This window comes from Sinomonas sp. R1AF57, assembly GCF_002224485.1.
GTDB classification, from domain to species: Bacteria; Actinomycetota; Actinomycetes; order Actinomycetales; family Micrococcaceae; genus Sinomonas; species Sinomonas flava.
Genome location: NZ_CP022463.1, coordinates 146,562 through 161,009, shown reverse-complemented (window position 1 = coordinate 161,009; position 14,448 = coordinate 146,562). Strand labels below are relative to the sequence as shown.

General features: G+C 69.2%; 19 protein-coding genes. 4 read left to right on the top strand and 15 right to left on the bottom strand.

All coding sequences use genetic code 11. From position 1 onward, the window contains the following. Window positions 1-77: 77 nt before the first annotated feature. The gene (locus CGQ25_RS00820) at window positions 78-1,373 is read right to left on the bottom strand and encodes a sugar ABC transporter substrate-binding protein (RefSeq protein WP_208711373.1); all 1,296 of its coding nucleotides are present in this window, start codon (window positions 1,371-1,373) and stop codon (window positions 78-80) included. Between the two features lie 132 nt (window positions 1,374-1,505). Here CGQ25_RS00820 and CGQ25_RS00815 point away from each other — a divergent pair, with 132 nt between their 5' ends. From CGQ25_RS00815 to CGQ25_RS00800, 4 genes are all read left to right on the top strand, one after another. Then, window positions 1,506-2,294 (top strand): FadR/GntR family transcriptional regulator, encoded by a 789-nt coding sequence (locus CGQ25_RS00815; protein WP_208711372.1) that lies wholly within the window; start codon window positions 1,506-1,508, stop codon window positions 2,292-2,294. Between the two features lie 50 nt (window positions 2,295-2,344). After that, window positions 2,345-3,190, top strand: coding sequence for an ammonia-dependent NAD(+) synthetase (gene nadE, locus CGQ25_RS00810; protein ID WP_208711371.1), 846 nt, complete (start codon window positions 2,345-2,347; stop codon window positions 3,188-3,190). Window positions 3,191-3,268: 78 nt separating this feature from the next. After that, window positions 3,269-4,081, top strand: a complete 813-nt coding sequence (locus CGQ25_RS00805; protein WP_208711370.1) for an exodeoxyribonuclease III — start codon at window positions 3,269-3,271, stop codon at window positions 4,079-4,081. A gap of 43 nt (window positions 4,082-4,124) precedes the next feature. Next, on the top strand, window positions 4,125-4,952 hold the full coding sequence (locus CGQ25_RS00800) for a hypothetical protein (RefSeq protein WP_208711369.1): 828 nt from the start codon (window positions 4,125-4,127) through the stop codon (window positions 4,950-4,952). Between the two features lie 86 nt (window positions 4,953-5,038). Here CGQ25_RS00800 and CGQ25_RS00795 read toward each other — a convergent pair whose 3' ends face one another. From CGQ25_RS00795 to CGQ25_RS00730, 14 genes are all read right to left on the bottom strand, one after another. After that, window positions 5,039-5,614 (bottom strand): DUF3618 domain-containing protein, encoded by a 576-nt coding sequence (locus tag CGQ25_RS00795; protein ID WP_208711368.1) that lies wholly within the window; start codon window positions 5,612-5,614, stop codon window positions 5,039-5,041. Continuing rightward, the gene (locus CGQ25_RS00790; RefSeq protein WP_208711367.1) at window positions 5,611-6,078 is read right to left on the bottom strand and encodes a phage holin family protein; all 468 of its coding nucleotides are present in this window, start codon (window positions 6,076-6,078) and stop codon (window positions 5,611-5,613) included. Before CGQ25_RS00790 ends, CGQ25_RS00795 begins: the two co-directional genes overlap by 4 nt. Continuing rightward, a complete protein-coding gene (locus tag CGQ25_RS00785) occupies window positions 6,075-7,103 on the bottom strand; it encodes a hypothetical protein (RefSeq protein ID WP_208711366.1) in 1,029 nt (342 codons plus the stop codon). The genes CGQ25_RS00790 and CGQ25_RS00785 overlap by 4 nt, the downstream gene beginning before the upstream one ends. Before the next feature lie 105 nt (window positions 7,104-7,208). Further along, a complete protein-coding gene (locus CGQ25_RS00780; RefSeq protein ID WP_208711365.1) occupies window positions 7,209-8,222 on the bottom strand; it encodes a LacI family DNA-binding transcriptional regulator in 1,014 nt (337 codons plus the stop codon). Between the two features lie 39 nt (window positions 8,223-8,261). Further along, window positions 8,262-8,543 carry a hypothetical protein gene (locus CGQ25_RS00775; protein ID WP_369802261.1) on the bottom strand — a complete coding sequence of 94 codons (282 nt, stop codon included), beginning with the start codon at window positions 8,541-8,543 and terminating at the stop codon, window positions 8,262-8,264. Next, window positions 8,540-9,421: a carbohydrate ABC transporter permease gene (locus CGQ25_RS00770; RefSeq protein ID WP_208711364.1), complete on the bottom strand. Its 882-nt coding sequence runs from the start codon at window positions 9,419-9,421 to the stop codon at window positions 8,540-8,542. Before CGQ25_RS00770 ends, CGQ25_RS00775 begins: the two co-directional genes overlap by 4 nt. 1 nt (window position 9,422) lies before the next feature. After that, entirely contained in the window at window positions 9,423-10,427 is a 1,005-nt protein-coding gene (locus tag CGQ25_RS00765; protein ID WP_208711363.1) for a carbohydrate ABC transporter permease, read from the bottom strand. Between the two features lie 74 nt (window positions 10,428-10,501). Further along, window positions 10,502-11,815: an ABC transporter substrate-binding protein gene (locus CGQ25_RS00760; RefSeq protein WP_208711362.1), complete on the bottom strand. Its 1,314-nt coding sequence runs from the start codon at window positions 11,813-11,815 to the stop codon at window positions 10,502-10,504. A 142-nt stretch (window positions 11,816-11,957) separates the two neighbouring features. Next, the gene (locus CGQ25_RS00755) at window positions 11,958-12,137 is read right to left on the bottom strand and encodes a hypothetical protein (RefSeq protein WP_208711361.1); all 180 of its coding nucleotides are present in this window, start codon (window positions 12,135-12,137) and stop codon (window positions 11,958-11,960) included. Beyond that, window positions 12,134-12,778 carry a hypothetical protein gene (locus CGQ25_RS00750; RefSeq protein WP_208711360.1) on the bottom strand — a complete coding sequence of 215 codons (645 nt, stop codon included), beginning with the start codon at window positions 12,776-12,778 and terminating at the stop codon, window positions 12,134-12,136. The genes CGQ25_RS00755 and CGQ25_RS00750 overlap by 4 nt, the downstream gene beginning before the upstream one ends. Continuing rightward, complete coding sequence (locus CGQ25_RS00745) at window positions 12,775-13,383, bottom strand: DUF6286 domain-containing protein (protein WP_208711359.1); 609 nt, start codon at window positions 13,381-13,383, stop codon at window positions 12,775-12,777. The genes CGQ25_RS00750 and CGQ25_RS00745 overlap by 4 nt, the downstream gene beginning before the upstream one ends. After that, entirely contained in the window at window positions 13,376-13,714 is a 339-nt protein-coding gene (locus CGQ25_RS00740) for a hypothetical protein (protein WP_255405479.1), read from the bottom strand. The genes CGQ25_RS00745 and CGQ25_RS00740 overlap by 8 nt, the downstream gene beginning before the upstream one ends. 92 nt (window positions 13,715-13,806) lie before the next feature. Further along, complete coding sequence (locus tag CGQ25_RS00735; protein ID WP_208711358.1) at window positions 13,807-13,998, bottom strand: hypothetical protein; 192 nt, start codon at window positions 13,996-13,998, stop codon at window positions 13,807-13,809. After that, window positions 13,995-14,417, bottom strand: coding sequence for an Asp23/Gls24 family envelope stress response protein (locus CGQ25_RS00730; protein WP_208712787.1), 423 nt, complete (start codon window positions 14,415-14,417; stop codon window positions 13,995-13,997). Before CGQ25_RS00730 ends, CGQ25_RS00735 begins: the two co-directional genes overlap by 4 nt. Window positions 14,418-14,448: the final 31 nt, after the last annotated feature.

Genomic DNA, 14,448 nt, shown 5'->3' with positions numbered 1-14,448 from the left:
CAGGGGATCGGGCCGGTCAGGCCGGGGCGCACGACGGCGGTCGCGCGCCCCGGCCTGCTGCCGGCGGATCGGTGCGGCTACTTGTCCGACTCGAGGAACTTCGAGAAGTCGGACTGGGCCTGGTCTGCGGCCTTCGCGGAGTCCGCGCCGGTGATCGCCGCGACGATGGGCGCGCCGACGATCTCGCGGGCCTTGCTCACCGTCACGACCTCGGGCCGGTCGTGGCCCACGCCGTTCTTGGCGCTGACCGTGATCGCGTCCGCGAGGTCCTTCGGGTAGGTCGAGATCCCGTCCGGGCTCGACCAGACGGACGTGCGTGCGCCGGGCACGCCGGCCTTCTGGGTCGCGAGCGTGCGCTCCTTCGAGGTGGCCCACTGCACGAACTTCCACGCGTTGTTCTTGTGCTTGGAGGCATCGTTGATGCCGAGCGCCCAGGACGGGATGTTGTACGGCTTGGAGCCGGCGGGGCCCGCGGGCAGGGGCGCGAAGCCGACCTTGTCGGCGACCTTGGACTTGGCGGGGTCGGTGGCGTTCTTGTAGAGCGAGTCGGCCTCGGTGTAGAACGCGGCCTTGCCCTGGGTGAAGATGGCCATCGCCTCAGGCCAGCTCATGTCGGTGGAGACGTTGGCCGGGCCGGAGTCCTTGATGAGGCCACCGTAGAAGGCGTAGGCCTTCTTGGCCTCGTCCGTGTTGATCGAGGCCTTGCCGTCCTTCATGAAGTCGCCCCCGAAGCTGTACAGGAAGCTCGAGAACTGGGTCACTGCGGTCGACTTGCCCGTGCGTGCCACGAAGCCGGCCGTGTCCGGGTTGGAGGCCTTGATCTTGGCCGCGGCGTCCTTGAGCTCGTCCATGGTCTTGGGCACGCTGATGCCGGCGGCCTGGAGGAGGTCCTTGCGGTAGTAGAGCACCTCGCGCTCGGTGATGATCGGCACGCCGACCACCTTGCCGTCAGAGGTCGTTGCCGCGACGGTGTTCTGCTGGAAGTCGTTCCAGTCCCAGGACGAGTCCTTCTTGACGTTGTCCGAGAGGTCGGCGAGGTACTTGTTCTTCGCGAAGAGCTTGCCCTCCTGCAGGGGGCGGTACATCATCACGTCGATGTCCTCGCTGCCAGCGTTGAGCTTGACGTTGTACTGGTCCGAGAGCTGGTCCTCGCCGAGCTGGGTGAGCTCGACCTTGACCCCGGTCTCCTTCTCGAACTCCGGGATGGCCGCCTTGATCTGCTCGGTCCACACGTGGTTGGCCAGCGTGACGCGCAGGGGTCCGGCAGCGTCGCTGCTCTCGTTGCCCCCGCTGCTCCCTGAACCGCAGGCCGCGAGCCCCAGGCTCGCGATGGCGGCAACGGCCGCCGCCCTGATGAATGACTGAACCTTCACCGTTGAACTCCAATCTCTCGGACCGCCGTGGCGACCCGCGTCCGACGCCCCTTTACGTCGGATCTCAGCAGCGACACTAAGTTATAAGTAGTACGTATTCAAGAGTTGCCCACGTCACAGTATGATTTCACCATGGTGCACGCGACGGAGCTGCAGACAGCCTCCACGGACGACGGCGACAGCTCGCCGCCGCCGTCGGGGCCCCTCGCCGCTGTGGCCGCCTCGGCGTCACGGCGCCACACCCAGATCCTCGACGCGCTCGGCGCGGGAATCTGCTCCGGCGAGCTCCCGCCGTCGTCCGTCCTGAACTCCGACGAGCTCGAGGCGCAGTTCGGCATTTCGCGGACCCTTGTGCGGGAGGTGCTCCGCGTGCTCGCGTCGCTGGGGCTCGTGGAGGCAAGGCGCCGCGTCGGCACGGTCGTGCTGCCCGAGGAGTCGTGGGACGCCTTCAACCCGCAGGTGATCCGCTGGAAGCTCGCCTCCCCGGCCCGGCTGACCCAGCTGCGCGAGCTCACGGAGCTGCGCAACGCGGTCGAGCCGCTCGCCGCGCTGCTGGCCGCCGAGCGCGCCAGCGAGGCCGAGCGGGAGGAGATCGTCCGGCTGGCGGCCTCGATGTGGGCCGCGGGGAAGACCGGGCGGCAGCAGGCGTTCCTGGACCTCGACGTCACGTTCCACCACATGGTGCTCGCCGCGAGCGGGAACCGGATGATCGGCAAGCTGCACCTCCTCACCCAGGAGGTCCTCGAAGGACGCGTCCAGTACGGGCTCATGCCGCAGCTGCCGGACCACGCCGCGCTCGAGTGGCACATGGACGTCGCCGCGGCGATCCAGCGCGGGGACGGCCCTGCGGCGCGCGCCGGCATGGAGAAGATCGTGGAGCAGTCCCTCGTGGAGATGGCCCACATGTGGGAAGCCACCTGACCCCACGCGCCCCGCGTGTCCCAGCACCGAGGCTGGTCTACGCTAGGCCCATGCGCGAACTCCAGGCGAAGATCATCGAGGAGATGGGCGTCAAGCCCGAGATCGACCCGGCCGCGGAAGTGGCGGCCCGCGTCGGGTTCCTCAAGGACTACCTCAAGGCGACGGGCACCAAGGGCTTCGTCCTCGGCATCAGCGGAGGCCTCGACTCCTCCCTCGCCGGGCGGCTCGCCCAGCTCGCGGTCGACTCGCTCGCGGACGAGGGCATCGACGCGGACTTCGTCGCGGTGCGGCTGCCCCACGGCGTCCAGCACGACGAAGAGGACGCCAAGGCGGCCCTCGACTTCATCAAGGCCAAGACCGAGTGGACGTTCAACGTCAAGCCTGCGGTCGAGGGGTTCGAGCAGGAGTTCGAGCGGACCTCGGACGACGAGCTGACCGACTTCGTGCGCGGCAACACCAAGGCGCGGGCCCGCATGATCGCCCAGTACATGATCGCCGGCGAGCGGAGTCTCCTCGTGATCGGCACCGACCACGGCGCGGAGTCCGTCACCGGCTTCTTCACCAAGTACGGCGACGGCGGCGCGGACATCCTGCCGCTGTTCGGCCTCAACAAGCGCCAGAACCGCGCCCTCCTCCGCCACCTCGGAGCCCCCGAGCGCGTGTCGGAGAAGATACCGACGGCGGACCTGCTCGACCTGCAGCCTGGCCGGCATGACGAGCACGAGCTCGGCATCACCTATGAGGAGATCGACGACTACCTCGAGGGGCGCGAGGTCTCCGACTCCGCGGCCGAGTCGATCGAGAAGCGCTACCTCCTGACCCGGCACAAGCGCGCCACCCCAGTAACGATCTTCGACACCTGGTGGCACGAGGGCGCGACAGCCTGGACGAAGTAGCGATCCTCCACCCTCACATCGCAGCGCGTCGGCACCGCACGGTGCCGACTCGCTGCCGTGATTGATAGCGTGGGCGGCGTGAAGATCGCTACCTGGAACGTCAACTCCCTCCGCGCCCGAGCCGACCGTGTCGAGAACTGGCTCCTGCGCAGCGACGTGGACGTGCTCGCGATCCAGGAGACGAAGTGCAAGGACGAGAACTTCCCCTGGGAGCTCTTCGAGCGCAACGGCTACGAGGTGGCGCACTTCGGCGTCAACCAGTGGAACGGCGTGGCGATCGCGTCCCGCGTGGGCCTGACCGACGTCGAGCGGACGTTCCCCGACCAGCCCGCCTTCGGCAAGGGCGGCAAGGACGGCGTGCAGGAGGCGCGCGCCATGGCAGCCACCTGCGCCGGCGTCCGGGTCTGGAGCCTCTACGTCCCCAACGGCCGTGCCCTCAATGACGAGCACATGCCCTACAAGCTCGAGTGGCTCAAGGTCCTCAACGGCCACGCCGCCGAATGGGTCGCGCAGGACCCGGACGCCCAGATCGCCCTCGTGGGCGACTGGAACATCGCCCCCCGCGACGAGGACGTGTGGGACATCGAGCTCTTCCGCACCGAGGGCTACACGCACGTGAGCGAGCCCGAGCGGGACGCATTCCGCGCCTTCGAGGCCAGCGGCTACGAAGACGTGGTGCGGCGCCACACCCCGGGTCCCGGCGTCTACACCTACTGGGACTACACCCAGCTCCGCTTCCCGCGGAAGGAAGGCATGCGCATCGACTTCGTGCTGGCCTCCCCCGCGCTCGCCGCCCGGGTGGTCAACGCGCACATCGACCGCGAGGAGCGGAAGGGCAAGGGCGCCTCCGACCACGCGCCCGTCGTCGTGGAGCTGGCGGAGGGTTCGTGATCCGGCGGCGTCCCGGGACCCGGCCCCCGGCGGGCGGCGTCACATGAGCCCGTACCACGGTCCCCTGTCCTCGCACCTGCGGGTCTACGAGCCGCTCGAGGCCTTCAGCCCTGAGGAGCGGGCGCGCATGGAGCACAGCCTCGCAGGGCGCGAACCAGGCCGCCGGGGCCTGGAGGCCGCCGAGTCAGAGGCGGCGCTGGGACGGATCATCTCCTCCTCCGGGGACCCCTTCCCCGACGACGACGCCGAGTTCACGCGGACGGTCACCATCGACGGGCGGACCCTCTACTGCCCCTCTCAGCTTGTCCTGCGGGCGGGCCTCGCGGCTGAATCAGTGCTCACCACGGCCCCGACCCCGCTCGCCACGGTGCTGCTGCCGGCCCCGGCCCGCGCCAAGCACCAGGAGCGCGTCGACCGGATCGCCTCCGAGCCCGGCACGCCCCGGATCAACACCCGCGAATCCCTGTGGGGGATACCGTTCAGCTGGTTCGTGCTGTTCCACGAACAGGACGCCACCGAGGTCGTCGAGGAGGACGACCACGTCCAGACCGTCCGGATCACGACGACGTGGGCCAAGGCGCTGCACCGGGCACGCTTCGCGGTGGCGAACCTCGCCCTCGCCGCCCCCGAGATGAACCTCCTCGACGAACTCACGTCCCTCACCGAATGGCTCGAGGAGTTCCACCCCGATTCCGCGGTCGAACTCGACTACGGCGCCGTGGCCGACCGCGTCTACCCCGACGAGTCCCCGACCGACGTGCTCCTCGGCATCGAATGCCTCGCCGAGGGCGACATGACCGGCGCCGCTGCGGCCTACCGCCGGCTCGCCTCCCGCTGGATCCCCATCCGCCAGCTCGCCCGCGCCTCCTGACCCGCCTTCCGCGGCGGGACGCACGACGGCGGCGCGGCCGCGGGGTCTGTTCCCCCGCGGCCGCGCCGCCACTGGCTCGGGTACCGCTACTGGTCGCGCAGGTTCTGCTGGGCGTCCTGCGCCCGCTCCTGCACGACCTGCTTCTGGTCCTGGGCCTCTTCCTTCACGGCCTGCGCACTCTCGGACGCGGTGCCCTTGACGCTCTCAACGGCCTCCTGCGCGGGCTGCTTCAGGTTTGAAGCCACCTCGGAGGCGACGCCCTTGAGCTCGTCGGTAACCGGCTCGGCCTTCTCCTTCAGGGTCTGCGCGACCTCCCGCTCCTTCTCGCTCGGCGGGATGAGGGAGGACACGAGCAGGCCCGCGCCGAAGGCGATGAGGCCAGCGGCAAGCGGGTTGCCCTGCGTCTTCCGGACAACGCGCTGCTGCGTGCGGTCGACAGCCGCTCCGGCGTCGGACATCGCCCCGTGCGTGCCCTCCGAGACGTCGTCGGCGGCACCCATGACCCGGTCCTTCATGCTGTTCACCGCTCCCTTGATCTTCTGGCCTTGGCGGTGGGCGATGTGCGACGGGGTCACCTTGTCCGCCACCGCATCGACGTCGTAGCCAAGCCGTTCGCGGGTCTGCTCGATGTCGGCTCGAATGGCATCAGGATTCTGGCTCATCGTGGCTCCTCACTCGGCTTGAGTGCTTCGGGAATCTTCTTCACTGTGTCGGTGGTGCGCGGGAGGCCCTTGATCGCTGCCATCTCCTTCTTCGCCCGGGCGGCGAGGACGGCTGCGATGATGCCCCAGATGACTGCCACGATGACGGCAGACCACCCGAGTCCGGTGAGGTAGTAGCCAAGCGCCCACCAGAGCGCCAGCGACAGGAACAGCAGGACGAAGTGGCCGGCCACTCCAGCCCCCGCGTACATGCCCGCACCCTTGCCCGCCCTGGTGGCAGACTGCCTCACCTCGGCCTTGGCGAGCTCGAGCTCCTGGCGCATGAGCGTCGACAGGTCCGCCGCGACGTCGCCGACGAGGTCACCCAGCGACGATGATGCGGCCTTCTGCTCCGCTGGCGGCACGGCCCCAGCTGCGGTGGGCGCGCCCGGCGACGGAGTTCCGTAGTCGGGGACGTGGCTCATCGCAGATCATCCCTTTCCCGGCGCAGGCGCTCCGTGTCCAGCGGCGGCACCTCGCCCTCCACGCTGCCGGCGCCCGAAGCGTCCTCGTTCTCGTACTCGCGGTACGCCGCGTCCTGACCGGGGGTCTGGCCGTACGCCCCGCCCTCGTCGACGGCGTTCGTCAGGGCGCCGTCCTCGCCGCGGGCCGGCGTGTACGCGCTCGGCGCCGCACCCTGGCCGTAGGCGCCGGTCTCGGGTGCAGGGTATGCGGCACCCTGGCCCAGATCAGCAGACGGCGTGCCCGTTCCGGCAGTGCCCATTCCGGCAGTGCCGCCGGAGTACTGGCCTCCTGCATACTGGCCCTCGCCATACTGGCCGGCCGCGTACTGGCCATCACCGTACTGGCTCCCCGCAGCGTACTCGGTGCCGGCTCCGTACTCGGTACCGCTCGGGTACTGGGTACCGGTCGGGTACTGGGTACCGGTCGGGTACTGGCCCCCCGCGGGGTACTGGCGCTGGGCGGCACCGCTCGATTCGTCGGTGGCCCCGGCCGCGAGCGACCGGCTGAGCCGTCCGGCGAGCAGCCCGGCGCCGGCCGCAATGGCCAGGAATGCGCCCGGGCGGCGGCGTGCGTAGGACTTGACCTCTTGAATGAGCGAACCCGGGTCGCGCTGGTCGAGCCAGTCAGCGAAGCTGGCCGACTTCTCGGCTGCCTGGCGGACCAGATCGGTGCCGACCCCTTCATGCTCGCTGTTGGAGGCCATGGAGCTGAGCTCACGGTGGATGGACCTGAGGCCCTCGGCCGCGCGCGTCTGCTGCTGGGCCGCCTGGTCCATCAGCTCCTGGCGGCTCTGGTGGATGAGGTCCTTGGCCTGGTACTTGGCTTCCTTGGCGACCGTGGTCGCCTCCTGCTTCGCGACGTCCTTGACGGCGCCTGCAGAGGAGGCTGCCTCTGCTGCGACACCCTCGGCCTCCTGCTTGGCGGCGGCCGGCTTCGAGTCAGGGCGCGGCGGTGTACCTGGGGTGGTCGAATATGGATCAGTCATCATCGGTTCCTCTCGCGATCCTTGAGGGTCGAGCGGGTGTGACAATCTGGCCACTACCCAAGCGACGTCCGTTCAGACGTTCGAGGAACGAAAAATGAGTCTCTGCTATGCCAGACGGGGCGGTGCGGTGGTCTCGCGGACGATGAGCCGCTGCTCGGCCAGTTCGCTGCGCACGGCCCCGGAATCGCCCCCGAGCTCCCCCATGAGCATCTGGGTCCCCCGGCGCGCCTGGGCCGTCGGGTCCTGCCACACGGTGGTGAGCCCGGCGCACTCGCCCATCTCGTGGCCGTCGATGCCGACCACGGAGAGGTCCTGCGGCACCCGCACCCCCTGCCGGGCCGCCTCGAAGAGCACGCCAAGGGCCATTTCGTCCGAGGCGCACACGATCGCCGTGGGCCGCGGCTCCGGGAGGTCCATGAAGCGCCGCATCGCCTCGACACCGCTCTGCACCGTGAAGTTCCCGAACAGGGAAGCATCGGGGTGGAGCTCGAGGCCCGCGGCCTGGACGGCGTCGTGGAAGCCCTCGACCCGGATCTTCGGCACCGAGAAATTCAGGTCGGAGTCGTCCTGTCCGTGGAGGAGCGCGATGTGCCGGTGCCCGAGGTCGATGAGGTGCTCGGTGATGGAGCGCGCGGCCAAGTAGTCGTCGATCCCCACATTGGGACACCCCGGGACCGGTCCCCCCACGACTACGAGCGGGATGTCGATCGCATGCAGGTCGTCGATCTCCTCCGGGTGGAGGAACATGCACAGGAGCAGGAGCGCGTCGATCTGCTTGTGGACCATCGAGCGGCTGAAGAGCCGCTCACGCGGCGCGGTACGACCGCCGAGATTGAAGAGGGACAGGTTGTAGCCTCGCCCATGCAGCTCCTGGTCGACCCCCGCAATCGCCTTCCCGAAGAACCACCGGTCGACGTACGGGGCAAGCACACCGATCGTGCGCGTCTTGCCCGTCGCCAGCCGCGACGCAGCCGACGACGGGACATAGCCGAGTTCCTTGGCCGTGGCGAGGATCTTCGCCCGCGTCTTGGGAGACACCCGCGGCAGTCCGCGGATGGCCCGCGAGACCGTGGCCGTCGAGACCCCCGCCGCTGCCGCGACTTCTTCGATGCCTACCATTGCCCTCTCCCGGGAGGCATCCGCTGAACCGGCGGAACCTCATTCCTCGTTGTCGTTGGTGGCCCCGCGGAGCACCTTCCGCCGCAATGCCCAGAGACCGGCCATCGCGAGGACGACAGCGAGCAGCCCGAGGGCCCAGCCCAACGCGAACTGGCCCGTGATCTCAAGCCACGCGGTCACCCCGAGCAGCACGACCCCCCAGAAGCCCAGGAAGCCCATGAAGATCTCGAACTGCTCGACGACAGCCTTCCGATGGCGGGAGGAGCGGCGGTAGGCCGCCCCTCCCACCGAATACGGATCGGGCGCCTGCGCCGGCGTCACTTCACCGCGCCGGCGGTGAGGCCGGCAACGATCTTGCGCTGGAACACCAGCACGAGGATCACGAGCGGCACGGTCACGATCGTGCCGGCAGCCATGACCGCCGTGTACGGCTCCTGATGCGGCTGGGCGCCGGCGAAGTATGCGATCGCGACCGTGACCGTGCGGGTGGAATCCGAGGAGAGCTGGCTCGCGATGAGGAACTCGTTCCACGCCGAGATGAAGGCGAGGATCGCGGTCGTGAACGTCGCCGGCGCGGCCAGCGGCAGGATGACCTTCCGGAACGCCTGCCCCTGGGTGCATCCGTCGATCCGGGCCGACTCCTCGAGCTCCCACGGCATCTCGCGGAAGAACGAGGTGAGCGTGTAGACCGTAAGCGGCAGGACGAACGAGATGTTGGGGATGATCAGGGCCTGGTAGGTGCCCATCCACCCGATGTTCGTGAACAGCTGGAACAGCGGCGTCACGAGCGCGACGCCGGGGAACATCGACGCGCCGAGGACGAAGCCCATGACCGCGAACTTGAACCGGAAGTTCAGCCGCGCCAAGGCGTAGGCGGCGAAGACGCCGACCACGAGGGCGACGATGGTCGTGACGCCTGCGACGATGAGGCTGTTCAGCAGGTTGCGGCCGAAGTGGTTGCCGAGGTTCTCGTCGAACACCGTCCCGAAGTTGTCCCACGTGACGTGCGTGAAGAAGAACGTCGGGTCGAACGTGAACGCCGTGTCGCGGAATGCGGTGACGATCATCCAGTAGGCCGGGGCGAGGCACCAGATGAGGATGACCGCGGCAGAGATGTACGTACGGAGCGCGGCCCAGTCGAAGCGCTTGCGGCGCTCCGGGACTGCTGCGGTGCGAGGCAGGGTTGCTGTCGCTGCCATGTCACTTCCTCCCCGAGGATGTCGCCGCGCCGACGGCGTTGGCGCCGAGGAAGCGGACGAAGATGAAGGCCACGATGAAGATCACGAGGAACGTGATCGTGGAGAGCGCAGCAGCCGCGTTGAAGCCTTGGCGGATCTGGTCGACCACAAGGATCGAGAGCGTCGAGGTGTTGTTGCCGCCCTGGGTCATGATGTAGGGAAGGTCGAACATACGCAGTGCGTCGAGGACGCGGAACAGGACGGCGACCATGAGAGCGGGCTTCACGAGCGGAAGCGTGATCTGAGTGAAGCGCTGCCACGAGGAGGCGCCGTCGACCTTCGCAGCCTCGTAGACCTCGTCTGGGATCAGCTGCAGGCCCGCGAGGATCAGGAGCGCCATGAAGGGGGTGGTCTTCCAGACGTCGGCGATGATGATGGCCCACTTGGCCGGCCATTCCGAGCCCGTCCAGAGGATCTGGGTGCCGAACAGTTTGTTGGCGATCCCGTCGAACGCGAAGATGAAGAACCACAGCTTCGCCGTCACGGCGGTGGGGATGGCCCACGGCACCAGGACCGCAGCACGCACGGCGCTGCGTCCGCGGAACGACCGCGCCATGATGACCGCCATCCAGAACCCCAGCACCGTCTCGAAGGCCACGGTGACGACCGTGAAGAAGAAGGTGGTGCCGAAGGAGTTCCAGAACTGGGCGCCGAGGGTCCCCGGGGGGCACGCGGAGCCATTGCACTGCTGGAAGAGCCAGTGCGCGTAGTTGTCGAATCCGGCGGGGCCGCCCTCCTCGAAGAACCCGGTGGCCGGGTTGAGGCCTGCGTCCTTCTGGAAGGACATGATGATGGCGTTCACCACCGGGTAGATGATGACGACTGCGAGCAGGATGAGGGTCGGCGTCAGCAGGGTGTAAGCCCAGCGGCCCTGCGTCACCTGCTTCCTGTCGGCGCTCTCGCGACCGGGCATGTGGCGGGCCTCGGCGGCCTTCGTCTCGGTGCGCTCCGGGAGTTTCGTGGACATGGGATGTCTCCTGTTCAGGGGGCCGGCGGCCCGGGCGTCGGTTCCGACTAACGGGCCGCCTGCTCAGAACCTGGCTACTTGGCCGCCGCGTCGATGGCCGACTGCATGTCGGACAGCGCTTGGTCGACCGACTTCTCCCCCTTGAGGGCGGAGTAGGCGTTGTCCTGCACCGCCTTGGTCACTGCCGGATAGTACGGCGAGACCGGACGCGGCACAGCGTTCTCGATCGACGTCTTGAGCACCGGCAGGTACGCGAGCTTGGCCGTTAGGTCCTTGTCCGTGTACAGGCTCCCGAGCACCGGCGCCAGCGAGCCCTGCGTCGCGTAGAACTTCTCCGTCTCCTCGCTCGTCATGAACTTCATGAAGTCGAGGGCGGTCGCCTTGTTCTTCGAGTAGACGCTCATCGCGATGTTGTGGCCGCCGAGCGACGACGCACCCGGCCCGTCCTTGCCCGGAAGCGGGGCGATGCCGAACTTGTCGGCGACCTTGGAGGAGCCATCGGTCTTGTTCACGATGTTGTAGACGTACGGCCAGTTGCGCAGGAACATGAGCTTGCCGTCCTGGAACGCCGTCCGGCCCTGCTCCTCCTGGTAGGTGATGGCCTCCTGCGGGATGTTCCCGCTCTTGAAGGCGTCGACGAGCTTGCCCAGACCGGTCTTTGCCTCCGGGGAGTTGACCGCGGCCTTGCCCTGGTCGTCGACGATCTTGCCGCCGAACGAGTTGATCGCCTCAGACGCGTTGACTGTCAGGCCCTCGTACTTCTGGAACTGGCCCGCGTAGCAGCCGATGTTGTTCTGCTTCGCGATCGAGCACATGCCCATCATCTCGTCCCACGTCTTGGGCGGGTTGGGCACGAGGTCCTTGCGGTAGTACAGGAGGCCGCCGTCGGAAGTCTGCGGCGCGGCGTACAGGGTGCCGCCGTAGGTGGCCGTCTTGACGGTCGCCGGGAGCATGGCCGAGGTGTCGATCGTCGTCTTGTCCTTGAGCGGCTGGAGCCAGCCCTTCGCGGCGAACTCGGCGGTCCAGACGACGTCGACATCGACGACGTCGTAGTTCGCGTCCTTGGCCTGGAAGTGCTGCACGAGATCGTCGTGCTGCTGGTCGGCTTGGTCCGACTGCTCCTTGAAGGTGACCTTCTCGTTCGGGTGGGCTGCGTTCCACTTGTCGACGAGCGGACGGACGACATTCGAGTTGTCCTTGCCCTGGACGTAGGTGATGGGTCCGCGCCCGTCGAGGTTGTTCGCGGCGTCGCCACTCAGGCCGCCACTGCTCTGCCCTCCGCCGGAGGTTCCACCGCCGCCTCCGCCGCCACAGGCGGAGAGGGCCAGCGCCAAAACGCCTGCGACGGCCAACGGAGGGGCATACCTCGAGAACTTGCGGTTTCTCATGCTCGACTCCCGTGTCTGTGAGGCAGCCCTTGCGGCGCCCCAAAAGGGTGTTGTGGTGGACCTCACACTAGGCAACGGCAACACAGCAGTGCAAGCGCTTACGCATTTCGTGTCCTCTCTGTGACCATCCCCTCACGAGAGCCTATTCGGCCTTGCGCCCCTTCACGTTCCGAGCGATGTCGGCAGCGAGTTCCCGGACGCTCTGGGCGGCGTCGGACGCCAGGTCCCGGACGTTCTCGACCGCATCCTCGGCGAACTCCTTGGCCTTCTCGGCCGCCTCTCCAGCGAGGTCCTTCGCCTTCTCGGCGTTCGGGCCGCTCACCGGACGCGTTCGGCGCGGCTGAAGCGGGCGCGCGCGCCGGAGGTGATGTGGAGGAGCACCGGGACGGCGGTTCCGATCACGAGGTCCAGGCGCTGTACGATCTGCTCGACCTCCGCGGCAATGGCGCCGGGGTCCGCGCCCTGCCGGGCCACTGTGCGGATGCGCAGCGCCGTCCGCCCCTCGAACTCGACTGCCGCGACGGCCGTGCTGAGCACGTCCTTGCGCTCGGCGAGGACGCCGCGCAGGGCCTGGTCGACGGCAGCGGCGGCGATGCCCACCATGCCGGGCACCTCACCCTCGGCGAGCTGCCCGCCCGGGCCTGTGCCGCCGTCGGGCGCCGTGGCGGCAATCAGGTCACGGCGCCCGGTCCCCTGCTGCGAAATCCACCAGACCATGAGCAGCACGACGAGGACTGCCAGCGCCGCGGCGATGAGCCAGAGCCACGACACCCGCGTGCCCGGGAAGTGCGTGGCCTCGAACGCCGCGCCCGCCCGCACGGCGGCGTCCGGGGCCCAGGACTGCCACCACTGCGCGAAGGCCGGCACCGCGGCGAGCAGCAGCATCAGGGCCCCCGCCGCGAAGACCAGAAGCCCGAAGACCGCGATGAGCACACGGTTGAGTGTCCGCGGCGTGCCGTTCATGCGCCGACCACCCCCGTCCCCTCGACGCGGACCCGGAGCTGCAGGTACGGCCGTGGCCCCAGCCGGCCGAGCTCGTCCTCGGTGGCGGCGAGGACGTCCTCGGCCCGTACGGGGATCCCGGAGGTGGGCCGGACGTTGACCACGGCCTCCCCCGCGGAAACCACCACGGTCACCTGCTCCGGCCGCACGACCGCGGCGGCGCGGGCCCGGCGCGCAAGCGCGGAGGCGAGGACCTCGTCGTCCACCACAACGGCGATGCGGCCGCCCGACAGCTCGCGCCGTCCCCGCCGTCCGGGGCGGACGGCAAGGATGACGAGGGCCAGACCGGCCATGGCCACGACCGCGCCGAAGAGACCGAGGAGGGCGTGGTTCGTGCCGCCGGGAAGGGCCGCGACTGCACGGGCGGCCGCCTCGGGGTTGATGAGCCACTCGTGCTGGCCGAGGGCCTGGAGCGTCGTCTCGAGGAGGAGGTACGCGCACAGCGCCGTGACCGCGAGCGCGACGAGCCCCACCAGGTACGCCCTCGACGAGGTCACCTCGCGCTGGACCGCGCGGTCGAGCCCGTGGGGCGCCTCGCGCTTCTCGAGCGTGCGATGGTCAGCCATGGCCGGCCGCCTCGAGCAGGACTGGGCTGCCCACACGGACGCCGGAGATGCGGATGTCGACGCGGCTCAGCATCGCCCCGCTCAGCGACGTCACCGACTCGAGGATCCGTCCCTTCGCCCGGGCCGCACGCTCCCACACGCTGCCGCCCCACGGGAGAAGGTCCTCGGGCCCGTCGACCAGCGCAAGGTGCGGGATGGCGATGGGGGCGACGATGCGGAGGGCGAGGAGGCCGGCGTCGTCCGACCAGTCGGCCCGCACATCGGCGGGCTCCACGCCGAGCGCGGCCCCGGCGGCTGCCTGGGCGAGCCGGGTCAGGGCCTGGGTGCTCACGCGGTTGTGGCCGGCGAGCGGAGGCGAAGCCGGCGGATGGGCGGGCGGGGCCGGCACTCCTGGCTGAGGGGCGCCGGGCGAGGCTTCCATGCTCACGAGGAGGATCGCCGCCCGGTCAGCGCCTCCCACACCCGGCGGAGGTCGACCCTTCCCTCGGCGGCGCGCCCGAGGACCGCGCCGACGACGAGGAACACGAGCGACCCGAGGAAGCCCCCCACGCCGAACTGGAAGGACATGTAGGCGAGGAACGCCCCGAAGCCCATGCCGACCACGACCAGGTTCACTGCACCTCGATTCCGGAAGGCTTGGTGCCCACCCTCGGCTCTCCGATGAAGACGTCCGCGATCTCGACGTTGACTTCGATGACCGCGAGGCCCGTGAGCTCCTCGACGGCCCGGTACACCGCAGCCCTCACCCTGTCGGCGAGCGACTGCAGCGGCACGCCGTAGGCCGCGACAAGCGTGACGTCGACGGCCGCCTGGGTCTGGCCCACCTCGGCGCGGACGCCGGAGACATGGTCGGTCTGGCCGACGGCATCCCGAATGGCCCCGAGGGCCCGCGAGGGAGCGGTGCCGAGTGAGTGGACGCCGGGAACGTCCCGGGCGGCGGCGGCCGCGACCTTGGCGACGGCCGCCTCGTGGATCACGGTGCGTCCTGAGGCCCCCACCGGAAGCGGGACCTCCGCGCTTGCGCCGTGCACCATGCCGTACCGGACTTCTGGCTCCTGGCTCACC